This is a genomic window from Actinoplanes awajinensis subsp. mycoplanecinus, assembly GCF_001509495.1.
Taxonomy (GTDB): Bacteria; Actinomycetota; Actinomycetes; order Mycobacteriales; family Micromonosporaceae; genus Actinoplanes; species Actinoplanes palleronii.
The window spans coordinates 1-20,766 of the sequence record NZ_LLZH01000335.1 but is presented as its reverse complement, the minus strand read 5'-3'; the positions used below and the strand labels follow the sequence as shown (position 1 = coordinate 20,766).

General features: G+C 71.0%; 16 protein-coding genes. 11 read left to right on the top strand and 5 right to left on the bottom strand.

The window, feature by feature from the left end; translation table 11 throughout:
- Positions 1–54: 54 nt before the first annotated feature.
- Positions 55–3,489, bottom strand: coding sequence for a galactose-1-phosphate uridylyltransferase (gene galT, locus ADL15_RS56940; RefSeq protein WP_338025639.1), 3,435 nt, complete (start codon positions 3,487–3,489; stop codon positions 55–57).
- Positions 3,490–3,710: 221 nt separating this feature from the next.
- Between galT and ADL15_RS47090 the strand changes: the two genes are divergently transcribed.
- From ADL15_RS47090 to ADL15_RS47065, 6 genes are all read left to right on the top strand, one after another.
- On the top strand, positions 3,711–5,000 hold the full coding sequence (locus ADL15_RS47090; RefSeq protein WP_232345023.1) for an ABC transporter substrate-binding protein: 1,290 nt from the start codon (positions 3,711–3,713) through the stop codon (positions 4,998–5,000).
- A 59-nt stretch (positions 5,001–5,059) separates the two neighbouring features.
- The gene (locus ADL15_RS47085) at positions 5,060–6,040 is read left to right on the top strand and encodes a carbohydrate ABC transporter permease (RefSeq protein ID WP_083972590.1); all 981 of its coding nucleotides are present in this window, start codon (positions 5,060–5,062) and stop codon (positions 6,038–6,040) included.
- A 2-nt stretch (positions 6,041–6,042) separates the two neighbouring features.
- Positions 6,043–6,891 carry a carbohydrate ABC transporter permease gene (locus ADL15_RS47080; protein ID WP_067706765.1) on the top strand — a complete coding sequence of 283 codons (849 nt, stop codon included), beginning with the start codon at positions 6,043–6,045 and terminating at the stop codon, positions 6,889–6,891.
- Positions 6,892–6,918: 27 nt separating this feature from the next.
- On the top strand, positions 6,919–7,935 hold the full coding sequence (locus tag ADL15_RS47075; protein ID WP_232345021.1) for a LacI family DNA-binding transcriptional regulator: 1,017 nt from the start codon (positions 6,919–6,921) through the stop codon (positions 7,933–7,935).
- Between the two features lie 111 nt (positions 7,936–8,046).
- Positions 8,047–9,132, top strand: a complete 1,086-nt coding sequence (locus ADL15_RS47070; protein ID WP_067706759.1) for a glycoside hydrolase family 53 protein — start codon at positions 8,047–8,049, stop codon at positions 9,130–9,132.
- 50 nt (positions 9,133–9,182) lie between these two features.
- Positions 9,183–10,289 (top strand): glycoside hydrolase family 53 protein, encoded by a 1,107-nt coding sequence (locus ADL15_RS47065; protein ID WP_067706757.1) that lies wholly within the window; start codon positions 9,183–9,185, stop codon positions 10,287–10,289.
- A gap of 329 nt (positions 10,290–10,618) precedes the next feature.
- Here ADL15_RS47065 and ADL15_RS47060 read toward each other — a convergent pair whose 3' ends face one another.
- Complete coding sequence (locus tag ADL15_RS47060) at positions 10,619–12,814, bottom strand: MMPL family transporter (RefSeq protein ID WP_067706754.1); 2,196 nt, start codon at positions 12,812–12,814, stop codon at positions 10,619–10,621.
- Positions 12,815–12,830: 16 nt separating this feature from the next.
- Positions 12,831–13,448, bottom strand: a complete 618-nt coding sequence (locus ADL15_RS47055; RefSeq protein WP_067706751.1) for a TetR/AcrR family transcriptional regulator — start codon at positions 13,446–13,448, stop codon at positions 12,831–12,833.
- A gap of 216 nt (positions 13,449–13,664) precedes the next feature.
- Here ADL15_RS47055 and ADL15_RS47050 point away from each other — a divergent pair, with 216 nt between their 5' ends.
- Together ADL15_RS47050 and ADL15_RS47045 are read left to right on the top strand one after the other, a co-directional pair.
- Positions 13,665–14,759 (top strand): hypothetical protein, encoded by a 1,095-nt coding sequence (locus tag ADL15_RS47050; protein WP_157442046.1) that lies wholly within the window; start codon positions 13,665–13,667, stop codon positions 14,757–14,759.
- A 12-nt stretch (positions 14,760–14,771) separates the two neighbouring features.
- On the top strand, positions 14,772–16,400 hold the full coding sequence (locus tag ADL15_RS47045) for an amidohydrolase (protein WP_067706746.1): 1,629 nt from the start codon (positions 14,772–14,774) through the stop codon (positions 16,398–16,400).
- 15 nt (positions 16,401–16,415) lie between these two features.
- Here the strand turns inward: ADL15_RS47045 and ADL15_RS47040 are convergent, their stop codons facing one another.
- A complete protein-coding gene (locus ADL15_RS47040; RefSeq protein ID WP_198171316.1) occupies positions 16,416–17,231 on the bottom strand; it encodes an alpha/beta hydrolase in 816 nt (271 codons plus the stop codon).
- A 20-nt stretch (positions 17,232–17,251) separates the two neighbouring features.
- Positions 17,252–18,514, bottom strand: coding sequence for an amidohydrolase family protein (locus ADL15_RS47035; RefSeq protein ID WP_067706741.1), 1,263 nt, complete (start codon positions 18,512–18,514; stop codon positions 17,252–17,254).
- A gap of 212 nt (positions 18,515–18,726) precedes the next feature.
- On the opposite strand from ADL15_RS47035, the gene ADL15_RS47030 reads away from it, so the two are divergent.
- Genes ADL15_RS47030 through ADL15_RS47025 form a run of 3 tightly spaced genes read left to right on the top strand, consistent with a single transcriptional unit; the run spans position 18,727 to position 20,731 of the window.
- Positions 18,727–20,019, top strand: coding sequence for an MFS transporter (locus tag ADL15_RS47030; RefSeq protein ID WP_198171315.1), 1,293 nt, complete (start codon positions 18,727–18,729; stop codon positions 20,017–20,019).
- Positions 20,020–20,069: 50 nt separating this feature from the next.
- The gene (locus ADL15_RS53730; RefSeq protein WP_157442044.1) at positions 20,070–20,501 is read left to right on the top strand and encodes a hypothetical protein; all 432 of its coding nucleotides are present in this window, start codon (positions 20,070–20,072) and stop codon (positions 20,499–20,501) included.
- A complete protein-coding gene (locus ADL15_RS47025) occupies positions 20,498–20,731 on the top strand; it encodes a hypothetical protein (protein WP_067706738.1) in 234 nt (77 codons plus the stop codon). Before ADL15_RS53730 ends, ADL15_RS47025 begins: the two co-directional genes overlap by 4 nt.
- Positions 20,732–20,766: the final 35 nt, after the last annotated feature.

The following is a 20,766-nucleotide window of genomic DNA, read 5'->3' as shown; positions in this document are numbered from 1 at the left end:
CTGCCGCACGCGGCGGCGCGCCGCCCACCGCGGTGGGCGGCGCTGCCTGGAGGGTCAGCCGACCTCGCGGAGGCGGGCGGCGATCTTTTCCGGGGTGGTGTCGCTGATCCAGGCGGCCATCGCGGACTCGACGCCGGCCAGGTATTTCAGTTTGCCCGGGGCGCGCAGGACGCTGAACACCTGCAGGTGCAGGCGGAACAGGTCGCGGCCCGCGCGGACCGGCGCCTGGTGGACGCCGGCGATGTAGGGCAGCGGTTCCGGGCCGGGGAAGTACCGGTCCAGGCGGCCGAGCACGTCGAGGTAGATCCGGGCCAGGTCGTCGCGTTCCGGGCCGGTCAGCTCGGTGAGGTCGGCGACGTCGCGGTGCGGGGCCAGGTGCACCTCGACCGGCCAGCGGGCCGCGGCCGGGACGTAGGCGGTCCAGTGATCGGTGCCGGTCACCACGCGGCGGCCGGAGCGGCGTTCCGCGTCCAGGATGTCGCGGAACAGGTTGCCGCCGGTCCGCTCCCGGTGCCGTTCGGCCATCTCCAGCATCCGGGCCGCTTTCGGCGGTACGAACGGGAACGCGTAGATCTGGCCGTGCGGGTGCGGCAGGGTCACCCCGATCTCCTTGCCGCGGTTCTCGAACACGAAGACGTGCTCGACACCGGGCTGTCTGCCCAGCTCCGCGGTGCGGTCGGCCCAGGCTTCGATCACCGTGCGGGCGCGGTGCGGCGTGAGGCTGCCGAACGACCCCTGCGGGGCCGACGAGAAACACACCACTTCGGTACGACCGTCGGCCGCCTGCACCGGCCACAGCGGGTCCCCGTCGAGCAGCGAGTCCTCGCCGCCGTTGCGGGGGGACAGCGCCGGGAACCGGTTCTCGAAGACGACCACGTCGTAGTCGGCCTCGGCGATCTCGGTCGGGAACCCGCCCGGCACGGTCGGGGCCAGGGGATCCTGGTCGGCCGGCGGCATGAACGTCCGGTCGTTGCGGTGCGACGCCATCGCGATCCACTCGCCGGTCAGCGGGTCGTACCGCACCTCGGCCCCGCCGCGCAGCACCTCCGACGCGGGCGGCAGCGGCCGGGTGTCCTCGGCCTGCCGCACCGCCGCGCCGGAGACGTACGGCTCGGTGTCGTCGAAGTAGATGATCTCGCGGCCGTCGGCCATCCGGCGCGACGTCTTGCGGACCCGGTGCTCGTGGGGCGGCTCGACGGTGGTGCTGCGGCCGATCACCCGGATCGCGTCGATGGCGAGCAGCTGGGAGCCGGCCGCGACGAGCCGGTCCCGGGCCTCCTCCGGCACCGACACCGAGGAGACCGTGGCCAGCGGCAGCAGGTGCAGGGTGAGCTGCGCGCCGGCGCGGTACCCGGCGTCGACCAGGTTGACCTGCCAGCGGGAACCGTCCCAGAACCGGTCGGTCACGGTGACCCCGTCGACGCGCAGCTCACCGACGTCACCGGCCCAGTCGATCTCGAGCAGCGCGTCGTGGTCCGGGTCGGCGGCCCACTCCGGCAGCTCCAGCCGGTACGCCGCGGCGTGCTCGTCGAACGCCACCCGGCCCGGTGCGGACGAGCGGCCGTCGTGCTTGCCGTACTCGGCCGGCACCGCGGCGGCGGGCCGGATCTCGACGGCGGTCACGTCCACGGTCACCGGGGTGTGTGCCGGCGCGATCGGCAGGTCGACGAAGGTGCGCGCGGACGGGTCGTACGTTCGTACCGAAGGAATCGCAGCGGCCTTGACCGTGATCTGCCCGGACGCGTCCCACTGCAGTTCGTCGTCGCTGAGCAGGACCCGGCGGCCGCCCGCCTCGGTGACCCAGGCGGACCCGGCGGTCCCGGCCGGCAGGACGAGCACGTCGAGCGTGCCGGACTCCGCGGTGAGCCGGAGCGGTTCGAGGCCCGGGGTGACCTCCTGAACCGTCACCTCGCCGTCCACCACGTGGGCGATCTCCGGGCGGATGCCGGCCTCGGCGAGCAGCACCAGGGTCGGCACCGCGCCGGGCAGCACGGTGAGCGCGGACGCGGTGGCCCAGGCCAGGCGCACCCCGCCGGCGGTCAGGTTGACCGGCCAGCGAGCCAGGGTGCCGGCCGGGATGTCCACCGGGTGGGACGGGAATTCCAGCTCGCGGTCACCGAGGACGACCCGGAACCGGGCCCCGCGGTACGTGTCGAGCGGGAAGTGCGGCTGGTGCCAGGCCACGAACAGGAACCCGGTGTCGCCGTCGCTGCGCAGCGCCCAGCGCAGGGTGGCGCTGTCCTCGACGCCGTCCGGCCGCACGTCGGGCAGGCTGGAGGGCATGTCGGCGAGCCGGGCGCCGAACGCGGCCAGGAACGTGTGCTGGCGGCGCAGCTCGGCGTGGCTGCCGGAGAGCGCGCCGGCCTCACCGATCGGCGCGTGGAAGTCGTAACCGAGCCGCGGCAGGTCGTTCGGATAGCCGGTGGCGTGCGACTCCTGCATGCCGTCCGGCGCGCTCGGGTTCGTGCCGCCGGCGTACATGTAGTAGCCCTGCCAGGCCGACCCGTTGCCGATCTTGCAGTGCGCGATGGTGGCCACGTCGAGCGCCGAGGGACGCGGCCGCCGGTGGTACGCGGTGGCCATCCCGCCGGCGAGTTCGCAGGTTGCGGCCGGGAACTCGGCGGACGGGACCCGCGGGCCACCCTTGGCGGCCTCGATGTTCTGCGCGCGCCGCACGTCGGCGCCGATGCCCGGGTCGTCCCAGACGTGCGAGAAGAAGTAGTGGTCCCGGAAGTTCGGGGCCCAGGGTGCGTCCGAGTCGACCCAGAAGCCGTCGCCGTACCCGCCGTAGAGCGGCAGCACCTCGCCGTCCGGCAGCTCGGCGCTGTCCCAGGCGGTGGCGGTCCAGAGCGGCGCGGACATGCCGGCCTCCCGGGACATCCGCTTGAGTGTGCTCAGGTGCCCGGGCTGGGTGTAGAGCTCGTTCTCGATCTGGATGCCGAGCACGGTGCCGGACGCCGAGGCCCGCCCGTCCAGCGCGCCGCCGATCGCGGCGAAGAACTCCTCGACCATGACCAGGTAGTCCGGGTCGTCGGTGCGGTGCCGGACCGGGGCCTGCTGGACCCAGTCCGGGAAGCCGCCGTTGCGGCTCTCGGCGTGCACCCACGGGCCGACCCGCAGCACCACGTCGAGGCCGATCTCGTCGGCCAGGTCGACGAACGCGGCCAGGTCGAGGTTGCCGTCGAAGCGGTACTCACCGCGCGCCGGCGAGTGGTGCAGCCAGAAGATGTAGCTGGCCACCACGGTCACGCCGCCGGCCTTCATCTGGCGCAGGCGCTCGGCCCAGCGGTGCCGGGGCACCCGGCTGTAGTGCAGCTCGCCGGAGACCGGGACGACCGGCACGCCGTCCTTGATCAGGAACCGGTTGGTCAGCGAGAGACCGGCCCGGACGTCCTCGGCGTTGCTCATCCGCGGCCGGCGCAGCGGCGTCGCCCACGGGGTGTGGCGCACGGAGAGCGGCTCGGGCCACGTCAATGGGTCAGTGGGCACGAGAACCCCTCCTTTGGTTAGGACTGTAACCGGTCACAGCCTTGCAGGGCCGAAGGATACACAAGGTTAACGGCTTGGAAGCAAGGTCTTGACACACAGCCGTAACAGCAGCACTGTAACCGGTCACAGGCATCGACCACCGGCTCGAGCCCGTTCCCCCGCTTCTTCTCTCCCGATCAATCCGATCAAGGAGGATCGATATGTTCAAGAAGATCGCCCCTGTGTTGGCGACCCTTACCGCCGCGGCCCTGTTCACCAGCGCGTGCAGCAGTTCGGACGACAAGGCCGACGACAGCGCCACCAGCAACGAGAAGGTCGCCCTGACCTACTGGAGCTGGGCGCCGAACATGGACAAGGTCGTCGAGGGCTGGAACTCGACGCACCCGAACATCCAGGTCACGGTCAACAAGCAGGACGGCGGCGACCCGGCCGTCACCAAGCTGCTGACCGCGATCAAGGCCGGCAGCGGCGCGCCGGACGTGATGCAGGCCGAGTACCAGAAGATCCCCACTCTGGTCTCCGCCGACGCGCTCGCCGACATCGCCAAGGAGGCCGGCTCGCTCAAGGACAAGTTCCCGGCGGCCGCCTGGAACAGCGTCACGCTGGGCTCGGACGCGGTCTACGGCGTCCCGCAGGACTCCGGCCCGCTGATGTTCTTCTACCGCTCGGACGTCTTCGACAAGAACGGCCTGGCCGCCCCCAAGACCTGGGACGACTACGCCGCGGCCGCCGAGAAGATCCACAAGGCGAACCCGAAGCAGTACATCGGCACGTTCTCGGCGAGCGACGCGGGCCTGTTCACCGGCCTCGCCCAGCAGGCCGGCGCGTCCTGGTGGGGCGTGAACGGCGACTCCTGGACCGTCAACATCAACGAACCGGCCACCCAGAAGGTCGCCGCGTACTGGGGCGGCCTGGTGGAGAAGGGCGTCGTCGACAACAAGCCGATGTACACCCCGGAGTGGAACGCCGCGCTCAACGACGGCTCGCAGGTCGGCTGGGTCTCCGCGGTCTGGGCGCCCGGCGTGCTCGAGGGCAGCGCCAAGGACACCAAGGGCAAGTGGAAGGCCGCCACCATGCCGCAGTGGGACGCGGCCAGCCCGGCGACCGGCAACTGGGGCGGCTCGGCGACCAGCGTCACCACCCAGAGCAAGCACCCGAAGCAGGCCGCCGAGTTCGTGGCGTGGCTCAACAGTGACCCGGCCGCGCTCAAGCTGCTGGCCGGCACGGCGAACGTCTACCCCGCCGCGAACGACACCACCACCATCCTGACCACGCCGCCGGCGTTCTTCGCCGACCAGGCCGACTTCTACACGATCGCCGCCGACGCCGCGAAGGCCACCAAGCCGTTCACCTACGGCCCGAACGTGAACGTCGCCTACAGCGCGTTCAACGACGCCTTCGGCAAGGCCGCCGAGTCGAAGAAGGCCGCCGCCTTCACCGAGTCGCTCGCGACCGTCCAGAAGGCGACCGTCGACGACATGAAGAACAGCGGCTTCACCGTCGCCGGATGACGTGCGCCGGGCGGGACGCCACAGGTGTCCCGCCCGGTCCTCACAGGAAGGTCTCGGCGATGTCGCTGACCACCCCAGCCCCCAGTCCCACCATCGCCGCGGCCCGCCCCGCGGCCGCGAAGAAGGCCCGGCAGGCGTCCCGGCGGGCCGGCGTCCCGTACGCGTTCCTCGCCCCCGGCCTGCTGCTCTTCACGCTCTTCCTGGCCGCGCCGATCGTCTACGCCGGTTACCTGAGCCTGCGCAAGGTGAAGGTCAGCGGCCTCGGGCTCGGCGCGAAGTCCCGGACCGAGGTGTGGGCCGGGTTCAGCAACTACGTCCGGTCGATGACCGACCCGGAGTTCCTGCCCAGCGTCTACCGGATCCTCGGCTACGGCCTGATCGTGGTGCCCACCATGCTCGGCCTGGCCCTGCTGATGGCCCTGCTGCTGGACGCGAACCGCACCCGCCCCTGGATCGGCAGCTTCACCCGGATCGCGATCTTCCTGCCGTACGCGGTGCCGGCCGTGGTCGCGTCGCTGCTCTGGGGCTTCCTCTACCTGCCCCGGGTCAGCCCGATCACCGACGTCCTCGAGGCGTTCGGCCTGACCGCGCCGGAGCTGCTCTCCTCGTCCTGGGTGCTCTGGGCGGTGGCGAACGTGGCGATCTGGGGCGGCACCGGCTTCAACATGATCGTCATCTACACCGCGCTGAAGGCCGTGCCGACCAGCCTCTACGAGTCGGCCCGGATCGACGGCGCCTCGGAGCTGGCGATCGCCTGGCGCATCAAGATCCCGATCGTGATGCCGTCGCTGGTGATGACGTTCGTCTTCTCGCTGATCGCCACGCTGCAGGTGTTCGCCGAGCCGATGACGCTCAAACCGCTGAGCAACACGATCTCGTTCACCTGGACCCCGCTGATGAAGGTCTACCGGGACGCGTTCGTCCGCAACGACATCTACTCGGCCGCGGCCACGTCGGTGGTCATCGCGCTGGCGACGTTCCTGCTCTCCTTCGGGTTCCTCAAGCTCGTCGGCCGCCGGGCCTTCAACCAGGAAGACTGACCATGACCGTCCTGGCCGTTAAGAAGAGAAACAGCAAGATCGCCACCCTGCTCCTGCTCGTCGGTGCCGCCTACTGCCTGCTACCGGTGATCTGGGTGCTGATCGCGTCGAGCAAGAGCGCGAGCGAGCTGTTCTCCACGTTCACGCTCTCGCCGAGCAGCCACCTGGTCGACAACCTCGCCGACCTGAGCGGGTACCGCGACGGGCTGTACTGGCGCTGGATGGCCAACACCGCGCTCTACGCCGGCGTCGGCGCGGCCGTCTCCACCCTGGTGTCCGCGATGAGCGGTTTCGCCCTGGCCAAGTTCGAGTTCCCGGGCAAGGGTTTCGTCTTCAACGTGATCCTGGCCGGCGTCCTGGTGCCGGGCGTCATCCTGGCCATCCCGCAGTATCTGCTGCTGGCGAAGCTCGGGCTGACCAACACCTACTGGGCGGTGCTGCTGCCCAGCTTCATCAGTCCGTACGGCATCTACCTGGCCCGGATCTTCGCGGCCGCCGCGGTGCCGACCGAGATCCTGGAGGCGTCCCGGATCGACGGGGCCGGCGCCTGGCGCACGTTCGTCCGGGTGGTCATGCCGATGATGCGCACCGGGCTGGTCACGGTGTTCCTGTTCCAGTTCGTCGCGATCTGGAACAACTTCATGCTGCCGTACATCATGCTCGGGGACGACAAGCTCTACCCGCTCACGGTGGGCCTGAACGGCCTGCTCAACCAGGGCGCCAGCCAGCCCTCGATGTACACCGCGGTGGTCACCGGCGCCCTGGTGTCGATCGTCCCGCTGATCGCGCTCTTCCTCACCCTCCAGCGGTACTGGCAGGTCGACCTGGCCGCCGGTGGCGTCAAGGCATAGGGAACGGTAACCACTATGATCCCGAACGTGTCGCGCAAACGCCCCACCATCCGCGACGTCGCTCGCGAGGCCGGGGTGTCCTACGCAACCGTCTCGCGGGTCCTCAACGGCCGCGACTGGGTGAGCCCGGAGGCCGTGCGCGCGGTCCAGGACGCCATCTCGCGGACCGGGTACACGACCAACCAGCACGCCCGCTCGCTCGCCACCGGGCGCTCCGGATCGATAGCGTTCCTGCTGACCGAGCCGCAGCACCTGCTCTTCGAGGACCCGAACTTCTCGGTGCTGCTCCGCGGCGTGGCTCAGGCGCTCTCCGACCGGGAGCTGACCCTGATCCTGATGATCGCCTCCACCCCCGAGGAACGCATCCGGACGATCGCGTTCCTCAACGGCGGTCACGTCGACGGCGTGCTGCTGGTCTCGCCGCACTCCGGCGACCCGCTCCTGCAGCAGCTGGTCCAGGCCCAGGTCCCGATCGTGGCCTGCGGCCGGGTGCTCGGCCTGGAGGAGTCGATGAGCTCGGTCTCCGCCGACGACCGGGCCGGTGCGCGCACCGCGGTCGAGCACCTGATCGCCGCGGGCTGCCGGCGGATCGCCACGATCACCGGGCCGCTGGACACCTCCGGTGGCGTGGACCGGCTGGCCGGGTACACCGACGCGCTGATGGCGCACGGCCTGCCGATCGACCAGGACCTGATCGTGCACGGCGACTGGCGCCGGGAGAACGGCGCGTCCGGGATGCGGACCCTGCTGGCCCGGGTCCCGGACGTGGACGCGGTGTTCGCCGCGTCGGACGCCATCGCCGCGGCCACCCTGCCGGTGCTGCGCGAGAACGGCCGCAGCATCCCGGGTGACGTCCGGGTGGTCGGCTTCGACGACTCCGGGCTGGCGGCGACCACCGAGCCGCCGCTGAGCACGGTGCGCCAGCCCCTGGACCGGATCAGCGAGGAGATGGTCCGGCTCCTCGTCGACGTGATCAACGGGCGTACCCCGCTCTCCATCACCGTGCCCACCAGCCTCGTGCTGCGCAGCTCCTCCCCCGCCTGATCCTGCCGGGCCCCCCGGGGTCCGGCCTTGGCATCCCCCTTCGGCCAAGGCCGGACTCCACCCGCAGAACGTCCCTTTTGTCGACAATGGACTGTCTTCAAGGAGCGTCCCATGAAAATTGCCGTATCCCTCGCCGCCACCGCGCTCCTCCTGGTGCCGGCCACACCCGCCCTCGCCCACGACCGGCCGAACCAGCTGTCGATGCGCGGAGCGGACGTCTCCACCCTCCCCCGGGCCCTCGACCTCGGCGCGACGTTCTACGACGCCCGCGGCCGCCGCGCCAACCCCTACGAGATCCTCAAGCAGGCCGGCGTCAACTACGTCCGGCTGCGCGTCTGGAACAACCCGACCAGCGGCTACAACAACAAGGCCGAGGTGGTGCAGCAGGTCCGCGAGGCCAAGAAGCACGGCCTCAAGGTTCTGATCGACTTCCACTACTCGGACACCTGGGCCGACCCGGGCAAGCAGTTCGTCCCGGCCGCCTGGGCCGGGCACGACCTGGCCCAGCTGCAGAAGGACGTCTACGACTACACGTACGACGTCTGCAAGGCCACCCGGCCGGACAGCGTGCAGATCGGCAACGAGATCAACACCGGCATGCTCTGGCCGCAGGGTCAGGTGACCAACAGTGACTTCGGCCCGCTCGCGTCACTGCTGAAGGCCGGCTACGACGCGACCAAGGCGTGCTCGAAGCACACCCAGGTCATGATCCACACGGCGAACGCCGGCAGTCTCGGCGCCGCGCGGTGGTTCTACGACGGGATCGCCGCGCAGGGCGTGAAGTGGGACATCACCGCGCTGTCCTACTACTGCATGTGGCACGGCGACCAGGCGAACCTCGCCACCGTCCTCGGCGACGTCCGGACCCGGTACGGCAAGCCCGCGGTGATCGCCGAGACGGCGTACCCGTACACCACCGACAACTACGACCACCTGGAGAACATCATCACCTCGGCCGCGCCGTGCGACGGGATCCCCGCCACGCCGCAGGGGCAGGCCCAGGAGTTCTCGCAGGTGCAGGACACCGCCCGGAGCGCCGGCGCGCTCGGCGTCTTCTACTGGGAACCCACCTGGACCGCGATCGACGGCAACGGCTGGGACAGCGAGGACATCGAGAACTCCGGCAACGCCTGGGAGAACATGGCGACCTTCGACGACCACGGACGGATCAACCCGTACGTCGTCTGGCGCCGCTGATGCTCATGGGGATCCACCGCCCCATGTCTCCTCCCCCTTAAGGAGAAGCAGTGAGAACATCCCTCCGAGCCCTCATCGGGTCCGCGCTCGCCGCGGTCACGCTGGTGGCACTCAACCCCGCTCCCGCACAAGCCGCCTCCCTCACCATGCTCGGCGCCGACGTCTCGACGCTGCAGCGCACGCTCGACCTGGGCGGCAAGTACTACACCGCCGCCGGGGTGCAGGCGGACCCGTACGACATCCTGAAGGGCGCCGGCGTGAACTACGCCCGGCTGCGCGTCTGGAACAACCCGGCCAGCGGCTACAACAACAAGGCCAAGGTGCTCCAGCAGGCAAAGGCGATCAAGGCCAAGGGCCTCAAGATCCTGATCGACTTCCACTACTCGGACACCTGGGCCGACCCCGGCAAGCAGTACCCGCCGGCGGCCTGGGCCTCGCACAGCCTCGCCACGTTGCAGACCGACGTCTACAACTACACCTACGACGTGTGCACCGCGCTCAAGTCGCAGGGCACCACCCCGGACAGCGTGCAGATCGGCAACGAGATCAACGTCGGCATGCTGTGGCCGAAGGGGCAGGTCGTGAACAGCGACTTCTCCGCCCTGGCCGGCCTGCTCAAGCAGGGCTACAACGCGACCAAGGCCTGCAACAGCAGCACCCAGGTCATGATCCACACGGCCGACGCGGACAGTGACGCCAACGCGCGCTGGTTCTACGACGGCATCAAGGCGGCCGGCGTCTCCTGGGACATCACCGCGCTGTCCTACTACTGCATGTGGCACGGCACGCTGGCGAACCTCTACAACGTGATCGCCGACGTGAAGTCCCGCTACGCGAAGCCGGTCGTGGTCGTCGAGACCGCGTACATGTACACCACGGCGAACGCGGACAGCCAGTCGAACTCGATCCCCGGCACCACGACCTGTGACGGCCAGTCCGCGTCGAAGGCCGGCCAGGGCACCGAGTTCACCTGGATCCAGAACACCGCCCGCAACGCCGGCGCCATCGGCGTCTTCTACTGGGAACCCACCTGGTACGCGATCAGCGGCAACGGCTGGGACCCGGCGAACATCAACGGCACCGGCGACGGCTGGGACAACATGGCCACGTTCGACGCCACCGGCAAGTTCAACTCCTATGTGAAGTGGACCGCCTGACCGCTTCCGGTCACGACCCGGCCCGGCGTCCGTGTGGGCGCCGGGCCGGCGTCTTTCAAGCCCTTTTCGGTACGACCTGGGCGCCATCACAAGAGCAGCGGCCCGTCCCGGGCCTCCACGCCACGCGGTCCCGCCCACCGGACCGCGACGCACCGCCGGGCTGAGGGCGGCCCCTCACCACGCGAGGCCGTCTCCACCCCGGACCGCCGCGCGACTCCCGGTTCCCGGGCTGGTCCCCAGGGGTGCCTCCGGGGGCCGGAGGCACCCCTGGGGACCAGCCGAAAAAGCAGCGGGCGGTGCCGCTTTGCAGCGGCACCGCCTGGAACTGGTCAGACCGAGGCGGTCTGGGGCTGCTCGTCGGAGGGGACCTCGCGGGTGGCGGCGGCCCTGCGCTCGAGGGCCGCGCCCTCGACGTCGAGCTCCGGCAGCCAGCGCAGCCAGTTCGGCAGCCACCAGGCGGAGCGGCCGAGCAGGGCCAGCGCCGCCGGTACCGCGATCATGCGGATCACGAACGCGTCGAACGCGATGCCGACGGCCAGCGCGAACGCGATCGGCTTGACCGTGTCGTTGCCCTCCGGGACGAACGCGGCGAAGACCGCGAACATGATCGTCGCGGCGGCCAGCACGACCGGGGCGGCCTGCCGGAAACCGGTGACGATCGCGTCCCGCGGCGACGCGCCGTGAGCGTGCGCCTCGTGCATCCGCGACACCATGAACACCTGGTAGTCCATCGCCAGACCGAAGAGGATCCCGACGATGATGATCGGCGCGAGGCTGATGATCGGGCCGGTGGAACCCGCGTTGACCAGCTCGGAGAGCCAGCCCCACTGGAACACCGCGACCGTGGCGCCGAACGACGCACCGATGGTGAGCAGGAAGCCGAGCACGCCGACCACCGGCACCAGCAGCGAGCGGAACACCAGGACCAGCAGCACGAAGGCCAGGCCCACGACCATCGCCAGATAGATCGGGAGCGCGTCGTTGAGCTTCTGCGACACGTCGATGCTGATCGCGGTCTGCCCGGTCACGTACACCGTGGCGCCGTCACCGTCGGTGACCTGGTCCCGGATCGCGTGCACCAGGTCGACGGTCTTCTGATCCTCCGCGCCGGAGGCCGGGATGATGGTGATCAGCGCGGCGGACTGGTCCTGGTTCGGCCGGGCCGGTGTGGCCAGCGCGACGTCCGGCAGCGTGGCGACCTGCTTCTGCACGGTGGCCGCGTACGGCGCCGCGTTCGGGCCGTCGACCAGGATCAGCAGCGGGCCGCTGACGCCGGGGCCGAACCGCTCGTCGATCAGCGCGTCGGCCTTGGCCTGGGTGCTGCCCTCCGGCGAGCGCTGCGCCAGGGTGGTCTGCATCTTGAAGAACGGCAGCGCGATCACCGCGAGCGCGAGCACGGCGAGCAGCAGGCTGACCACCCGCTTCTGGGTGACCGTGTTCGCCCAGCCGCGGATGAAGCCCCGGCCGACCGGCAGCTCCTCCTGCGACGTCGGCGGGACGTTGCGCAGCTTGCGGGGCAGCGCCCGGATGCCGACGAACCCGAGGATCGCCGGGACCAGGGTGATCGCCAGGAGCACCGCGATCACGATGGTGGCCGAGGCGGCCAGGCCCATCTCGGTGAGGAACGGGATGCCGACGATCGACAGCCCGGCGAGCGCGATCACCACGGTCAGCCCGGCGGTCACCACCGCGGATCCGGCGGTGCCGACCGCGTACGCCGCGGCCTGCTCGACGTCCTTGCCGGAGCGCAGCTCGTTGCGGAACCGGGTGATGATGAACAACGCGTAGTCGATGCCGACCGCCAGGCCGAGCATCACCGCCAGGATCGGCGTGGTCGCCTGCAACTGCACGAAGCCGGAGAGCGTGGTGATGCCGGCGACGCCGATGGCGACCCCGATGATCGCGGTCACCAGGTTCATCCCGGCCGCGACCAGCGAGCCGTAGCTGAGCGCCAGCACGATCAGGGCCACGACCACACCGATCAGCTCGGACGCGCCACCGATGTCGGCGGCGTTGCTCAGCGCCTCACCGCGCGCCTCGACGGTCAGCCCGCCGGCCTTCGCCTGGGCCAGCGCGGCGGTGATCGCCGTACGCTCCTCGTCGGTCACCTCGGAGGGCTGCACGCCGTAGCTGACCGTGCTGTACGCGGCGCTCAGGTCCCGGGAGACCGCGGGGGCCTGCGGGTCGAGCGGGTTGCTGGCCGCCACCACGCCGGGCAGCTTGCCGAACGCGGCCACCGACTGGGCGACCTGTCCGGCGTTCGCCGGGTCGGTGATCTTCTGACCGGCCGGGGCCGCGAACACCACCTGCACCGACGCGCCCGCCGACGCGTCGCCGAACTTGTCCTTCATCAGGTCGAGCGCGATGGTGGACTCCTGGCCGGGAATCCGGAACGTGTTGACCATTTCGCCGGAGAGCTTGACCGCACCGAAGGCCACGGCCAGCAGGGCGAGCAACCAGACGACGGTGACGATGATGCGATGCCGTACGGCGCCGAGGCCGAGGCGATGCAACAGCGTTGCCATGGGAGTTTTCCCTTGTTCAGTGGGTGGGGGGATGCCCGAGCGCGTCGTAGGCGACGTCGACGAGCGTGGTGACCGCGTCCGGGGTGAAACAGTCCCGCATGGCCACACTGGCCACCGCGAGCGCGCCGAGCGCGCCGGTGACCCGGATCGCCCGCCGCGGATCGGCGAGCGGCTGGCCGCCGAGCACGACCGGGGTCAGGGCGAACTCGCCGGTCTCGGTGGCGAAGGGCTGGTCGCCGAACGCGGCGGCCACCTCCTCGCCGATCACGTGCAGCGCCGCGCCGAACTCGCTCTCCGGCGCGGCCAGCAGGCAGGACAGCATCAGCGCGACGACGCCGGGCTGCCCGAGAGCCAGCTGGGCCATGCCGCCGATCACCGACCGGTCGCGCTCCGGTCCGGGTGGCAGCGGCGCGGCCAGCGAGGCGATCTCGCGGATCTGCCCCACGCAGCGTCCGACCACCGCCTCCTGCAGCGCTTCCTTGGTCGGGAAGCGGTGCAGCAGGCCGGTCTTGGAGTAGCCCACCGCGTCCGCGATGCGCTGCACCGACGTCTCCCGGAAGCCGTGCCTGGCGAACAGGCTGGCGGCGGCGTCCAGGATCTCGTCGTCGATCTGCTGCTTGGTGGGGCGGGGCATGGGACCACCGTAGACGGTAATGGACCAGACTGGTCCGTCGGGGACCGTGTCGGTCCCCACAGGTGACAAGGGTTTGAGTGGCATTCCTGCCCATAACCGGGTCACAACCCCGCTACCGAGCGGCTCCCCGGCCGCACCGGCTCCCGCACACCACGGTGCCGATCAACAGCCGTGCAGCCGAACCGCCGACACTCCCGCTTCGCCGTACCCTCCTGGGTGGCGACGATGCTGCGCGCCCGGTACCCGATCGTGGCCGTCGCCGCGGCCGCGCTGGCCCTGCTCGTGGTGGACCCGCCGTTCGACCTCCGGGACTTCTCCGACGCCGGGCAGCGGATGCTGGACGGACGGCTGGACGGGATCTACGACTCCGGCTGGAACCAGGCCGGGCCGCTGCAGTTCCTGCTCAGCCGGCTGCTCATGCTCGGCAGCTCGGGCGGGGCGCCGGCCACCCCGGTGACGATGGCGGTGAACGTGGCGCTGGCGCTGGGCGCGATGGCGCTCGTCCGCCGGCTCACCACCGCCCGGGGCGCCGGGGCGGCACTGCGGGAGACCGCGGCCGGTCTGCTCGCGGTGCTCTGGCTGGCGCTGCCCGTGCCGTGGGAAGGTCACCCGCCGGAGATGCTGATCCCGGGGCTCTGGGCGTACGCGATGGTCTTGCATGATCGGAAGCGGACAGCGACCTCGGCGGTCATTCTCGGTCTGTCGGTGGCGATCGCCCCCTGGGCGATCCTGGGTTTTCCCTGCCTGCTGGCGGTGGCCGGGCTGGGCCGCGCGATCCGCAGCGGTCTGCTGGCCGCGGGTGCCGGGGTGGCGGCCTACCTGCCGTTCGTGCTGTCCGGGCATTTCGGCATGTTCCACCACGTCTGGACGGTGGATCCGGACACCCTGGTCCACCTGCTGCTGCCCGATCTGGTCGCGGTGACCTGGCCGTTGCGCCTGGTCCAGGCGGTCCTGGTGGCCGGGGGATGCGCCGCGGTGGCCTATCGGTTCCGCGGGCAGCGGGTGGTCTGGGCGGCGGCGCCGGCTGCCGCCCTGCTGATCCGGCTGGTCAGCGATCCGGTGAGTCTGCGGTACTACTGGGGGCCGGTCGCGGTGGCGACGGTGGGGGTTTTCGCGCTGGCCGAGCGGGGGCGGCGGCAGGGGCTCGCGCTGGGGCTGGGGTATCTGGCGGCGATGAGCGGGCTGCTGGGCGGTCAGGTGGCAGGGTCGGTCGGTTGCCTGGCGGGGTTGCTCGTGGTGCTCCTCAGCAGCCCGCGCATCTCATCGACACTTGTCGAACCATCTGACACCGTGGTGGCACCGTCGGCGTGATTGAGTGGTCGCATGGTCGCCGATCTGCTGTTCACCAACGGTCCGGTGTTCACCGCTGACCCGCTGCGCGGGCCCGCCACCACGGTGGCGGTCCGCGACGGGCGGATCATCGCGGTCGGCGCCGACGACGTCCGCGAGCTGGCCGGGCCGCGCACCGAGACGATCGACCTGGCCGGCCGGCTGCTGCTGCCCGGCTTCCAGGACGCGCACGTGCACGCCGTGATGGGCGGCGTCGAGCTGAACGAGTGCGACCTGACCGGCACCACCGATCTCGAGGAATACCTGCGGAGGGTCCGCGCCTACGCCGACGCCCACCCCGGCCTGGAGTGGATCAGCGGCGGCGGCTGGGCCATGGAGGTCTTCCCCGGCGGGGTGCCCGGGCGCGAGCTGCTCGACCGGGTCGTCCCCGACCGCCCGGTCTATCTGATCAACCGCGACCACCACGGCGCCTGGGTCAACTCCCGGGCCCTGGAGATCGCCGGCATCGACGCCGGCTCCCCCGACCCGGCCGACGGCCGGATCGACCGCCGGCCCGACGGCACCCCGGCCGGCGGCCTGCAGGAGGGCGCCATGCAGCTGGTGGCAAAACTGCTGCCCGAGGTCACGCCCGCCGACCGGCTGGCCGGGCTGCTGCGCGCGCAGACCCTGCTGCACTCGATGGGCGTCACCGCCTGGCAGGACGCCATGCTCTGCGCGACGAACGGCTATCCGGACGTCTCCGACGCCTATCGCGAGGCCGCCACCACCGGCCGGCTGACCGCGAGCGTCATCGGCGCCCTGTGGTGGGACCGCGACCGCGGCGCCGAGCAGATCCCCGACCTGCTCGCCAGGCGTGCGCGGTATTCCGTAGGGCGGCTGCGCAGCGACAGCGTGAAACTGATGCTGGACGGCGTCGCGGAGAATTTCACCGCCGCGATGACACAGCCCTATCGCGACGCGTGCGGCTGCGCGACCGCCAACGCCGGGCTGTCCTTCATCGAGCCGGCCGCGCTGCGCGAGCACGTCACCGCGCTGGACGCGCACGGGTTCCAGACGCACTTCCACGCGCTCGGCGACCGGGCGGTCCGTGAGGCACTGGACGCGGTCGCGGCGGCGCGCGCCCGCAACGGTTTCCGCGACACCCGCCCGCACCTCGCCCACCTGCAGGTGGTGCATCCGGCCGACGTGCCGCGGTTCCGGGCCCTGGGGGCGACCGCGACGCTGCAGGCATATTGGGCGTCCCACGAGCCGCAGATGGACGACTTGACCATCCCGTTCCTGGAGCCCGAGCTGGCCCGGCGGCAATACCCGTTCGGCGACCTGTGGCGCTCCGGCACCCACCTGGCGGCCGGCAGCGACTGGCCGGTGACCACCCCCGACCCGCTGCAGGCCATCCACGTCGCGGTCAACCGGGCCCATCACGGCAGCGGCCGCGCCCCCTTCCTGCCGGAGCAGCGGCTGGACCTGGCGACGGCGCTGACCGCTTACACGGCGGGCTCCGCCTTCGTGAACCGGCTGGACGACACCGGCAGCATCCGTGCGGGGTTCCGGGCGGATCTGGTGGTGCTCGACCGGGACGTGTTCGCGGCGCCGGCGGCCGAGATCGGCGACGCGGCGGTGGCCATGACGTTCGTCGACGGGAGGGTGGTCCACTCGAGCTGACCGGCTCCTTCCCTGTCAGGGCACCGGCTTCAGGAGGAACCGGGCGGAACGGTCGGTGATCGCGCGGGTGATGGGTTCGCCGAGTTCGGGGAACATGTGGCCGGCGCCCGGGATCAGGTCGACGGTGGCTTCCGCTCCGGCGGCGAGCAGGCGTTCGGCCAGGCGGTGGCTCTGCCGGGCGGGGACTGCCACGTCCGCGTCGCCGTGCAGGAACAGGAACGGGGGTGCGGCCGGTGAGACGTGATGGACCGGGCCGGCCACGGTGACCAGGTCCGGCAGGTCGTCCAGCGAACCGCCGAGCAGAGCGCCCTCGCGGGACTGCGGGCCACGGTCGGGGCGGCCGCCCGCGTCGGCGATGTCCTCGGCCAGGGCGTCCAGGTCGGTGACCGGATACCAGCAGACCGCGGCGGCGGGACGGTGGCGCGGGCGCTGGTCGGCGGCACGGGTCAGCGCGGCGAGGGCGGCCAGGTGGCCACCGGCGGAGACGCCCCAGATCACCGTGCGGTCGCAGGTGATCCCGTAGTCGTCACGGTGAGCGGCCAGGAAGTCCAGCGCGGCGCCGACGTCATCGGCCTGGGCCGGGAACGTGGCCTCGCCGCTCAGCCGGTAGTCGACGCTGGCGATCGCCAGGCCCAGCCCGGCGACGTGCTCGAAGAAGCCCGGCCGCCAGTCCTTGACGTTGCCCGGACCCTCGGCGCGGGTGCCGGCCCGCCAGCCGCCCCCGTGCAGATAGACGCAGAGCGCCACCGGCCGCGCCGGCACGTAGAGGTCGAGAGCGAGGGGCCGGAACCCCGGCCACGTCGCGAAGACCACCTCCCGGTAGGCGGTCACCGCCTGCTCCTCGCCCGGGTTCACGCGGCGACCGGGGCCTTGTGGAACGTGCCGTTCTGCATGATGGCGAGCAGGTTGTCCTCGTCCTGCAGCAGGCGCAGGTCCTCGGCCGGGTTGCCGCGGACCACCAGGACGTCGGCGATCCAGCCGGGACGCAGCATGCCCAGGTCACCGAAGTCGACGAGTTCGCCGCCGAGCTTGGTCGCCGCGACAAGCATCTCCAGCGGGGTGTAGCCCAGCACGTCGACGAAGAGCTGCAGGTCACGGGCGTTGCGCCCGATCGGGTTGTTCGGGAAGCCGTAGTCGCCGCCGGGAAGCGCCCGGATGCCCCGCTTGCGGATCTCCGGGTAGATCCGGGCCATGCCCTCGAGGGCGTCGACCGAGCCCATCTTCTCGGCCACCTCGCGGGTGATACCGAACTCCTCGCCCTCGTGCACGTTGGCATAGATGATGCCGGGCGCGGGCGAGACGAACACCGTGTCCTTCACCGACTCGAGCAGGTCCAGGGCCTCCTCGTCGGCGTAGGTGCAGTGGTAGATGGAACGGAACCCGGACCGGACCGCGATCTTCACGGACTCGGCGGACTGGGCGTGACAGTTCAGCCAGACGCCGGACTCGCGGGCCTGCTCACCGGCGGCGAGCGCTTCCTCGGCGGTGTACTGGGTGATCTGCGAACCGCCGGGCACGAACACATCGTCGTTGCTGAGCAGGAACTTCACGCTGTCGTAGCCCTGTGCGGCCATCTCGCGCACCCAGCGCCGGCACGCGTCCGGGCCTTGCCAGTCCGGTTCGACGTGGCCGTCCGGTCGTACCGGATGGTTGTCCCGCTCCATGCTCGCCGCGCGCATGCGCGGACCTGGCACCGCGCCTGCCTTGATCTTGTCGCGGAGGATGATCTCGACCGGCATCGGCAGGATCGACCCGGCCGAATACACCGAGGTGAAGCCGTGGTCGAGCAGGATCTTCGCGTTGCGCTCGGCGCGCGCCAACTCGGACGGCAGGCCCTCGATGTGGTGGAAGAAGCTGACGTCCAGCGGCGGGTTGAACGACGGGTCGATGTGGCCGACCGCGGACGGGAACGTCAGGTGACAGTGCGACTCGATCATGCCGGGCATCACCGTGCAGCCGGTCGCGTCGATGACCTGATCGGTGCTCTCGTGCTCGGACCGCCAGCCGGAGCGAACCTCGGTCACCCGGTCGCCCTCGACGACCACCTCACCCGGAGCCGGGGCGGATCCCGAGCCGTCGAAGACCAGACCATTGGTGAAAACCGTACGCGCCATCTCCAGCCACTTTCACTAGGTGAGAATCACTTTCCAGTGCGTGTTACCCGAGTGTTTCTCGCTCCCTCCCGGGTGTCAACCGTCACAAGATCTTTGCGTCGCTGGTCCCGGATCTGTGGACACGGAGCGCTGCTCGGCTTAATGTCGCGGCCATCACATTGAAACTCGCTTTCGCCTAGTGAAAGTGCTGCTGGGAGGCCACCATGTCCGACATGCCGTCTGCTCCGGTCGTCCCGCCATTTCGGCCGGTGCCGGGCCCGCTTGAGGACGCGCTGCACCCGGATGCGCCGCCGAGCCGCCTGCTCGTGCCGGCCCTGGTCCTGGCCGCCTTCGGGCTCTACTTCGCGAGCCTGACCCCGCAGATCGTCACGCTCGCGGTGCGGGTCACCGAGATCGCCCCGGACCGCAAGACCGTCGCCCTCTCCACGGTGATCCTGGTCGGCGCGCTGATGTCGATCGGCTCGCTGCCGCTCTTCGGGGCGCTCAGCGACCGGACCCGGTCCCGCTGGGGCCGGCGCCGCCCGTGGCTGGTCGGCGGCGCCGCGACCGCGCTGATCGGCCTGATCGTCGCCGGCAGCGTCCCGACGATCGCCGGCGTCGCCACCGGCTGGGCCCTCGGCTCGCTCGGCGCCAGCGCGGCGTTCGCCGGTTTCCTCCCGCTGATCCCCGAGTTCGTCCCGGACCGGCTGCGTGCCCGGCTCTCCGGCCTGATCGGTTTCGTCGTCGCGCTCTCCGTGCTCAGCGGCGTGCTGCTCGGCGCCCAGCTGGTCCACCAGCAGCTGCTGATGCTCGCCCTGCCCGGCGTCGTCGCGCTGGCCGCGGCCCTGCTGCTGGCCCGGGTGATCCGCGCCGTCGACCGCCCGGCCACCGGCGACTTCCCGCCGTTCGGGGTCCGCGAGTTCTTCGGCAGCTACTGGCTGCGCACCGGCGGCGACCGGGACTTCGCCTGGAACTGGACGAGCCGTTTCCTGGTCGGCCTGGCCTACGTCGGCGTGCAGACCTACGCCACGTTCTACCTGACCGACACGGTCGGGATGAGCATCGACGACGCCACCGCCAAGTACGCGACGTTCACCGCCGTCTCCACGCCGATCTCGGTGGTGTGCTTCCTGCTCTCCGGGTACCTCTCCGACCGCCTGGGCCGCCGCAAGGCCTTCGTCACGGTCGGCGCGATCATCCTGGCCGCCGGTCTGGTGGTCGCCTCGGTCACCCAGTCGGTGAACGGCTTCCTGGCCGCCTGGCTGATCCTCAGCGTCGGCCAGGCGATCTACCTGACCGTCGACATCGCCATCGCCGCCGAGGTGGTCCCGGACCAGGCCCACGCCGGCAAGGCGATGAGCGTCTACCAGGTGGCGACGCTGCTCCCGAACGTCGGCGCCCCGATCATCGCGGTGGCGGTGCTGGCCGCCGGCGGCTCCGGCAACTACCCGGCGTTCTTCATGGTCCTCGCCGTGCTGGGCGTCCTGTCCGCGGTGACCATCCTGTTCGTCCGCCGCATCCGCTGAGCCGCCGGGCAGGTGGCCGAGCCGGCCGCCGGCCCGTTACCTTGCTCCCCATGACGCAGCCGCTCCGGCACATCGTGGAACCCGATCCGGCCTGGGACTGGACCGAGGAGGTGGACGACGTCCTGGTGGTCGAGCTGAGCTGGCCACCGGACGCCCTCGCCGGCCGCCTGGACGAGCTGGTCGCCAGCCCCGCCCTGGTCGCCGCCCTGACGGCCGGCGGCATCACCGGCTTCCGGACCGCCGGCGCGCGCGGGGTCTACCGCGAGGACTCGTTCGACGTGGACCCGGACACTCCCCCCGCCGCCCCTGACCCGCCTCCTCGTCGGCGAGGACCAGGCCGCCGACATGTCCTACGCCGCGCACACCGGCCTGTCCGTCAGCCAGCGCACCCTGGAGATCCTCCGGACCCACTGCGAACGCCTCGGAAGCTGATCACCACTTGGTTGGCGGGCGTTCCGCACCGACGCATCATGGGCCGATGACGGAAGCGGAGGACCCCTGGTGCGGGACGGCACACCGGTATCCCGACGTTGTCGCGGCGGGTGGCGCCAGCCGGGGCTGGCAGGCCGCATTCGACGAACCGGTGGCTCCGGAAGGGATCACCCGAGGCCGGCAGCGATCGGCACTGGTCACCCGCGGTGATCGCAGCGCGGCACTCCTGCTGAGCGCTTGGCAGCGGCAGTTCCGGCTCTCCCTGCGCGCCGGCCGGTAGACGATGCTGGCGGGCCCCCCCCCCCCCCCCCTCTC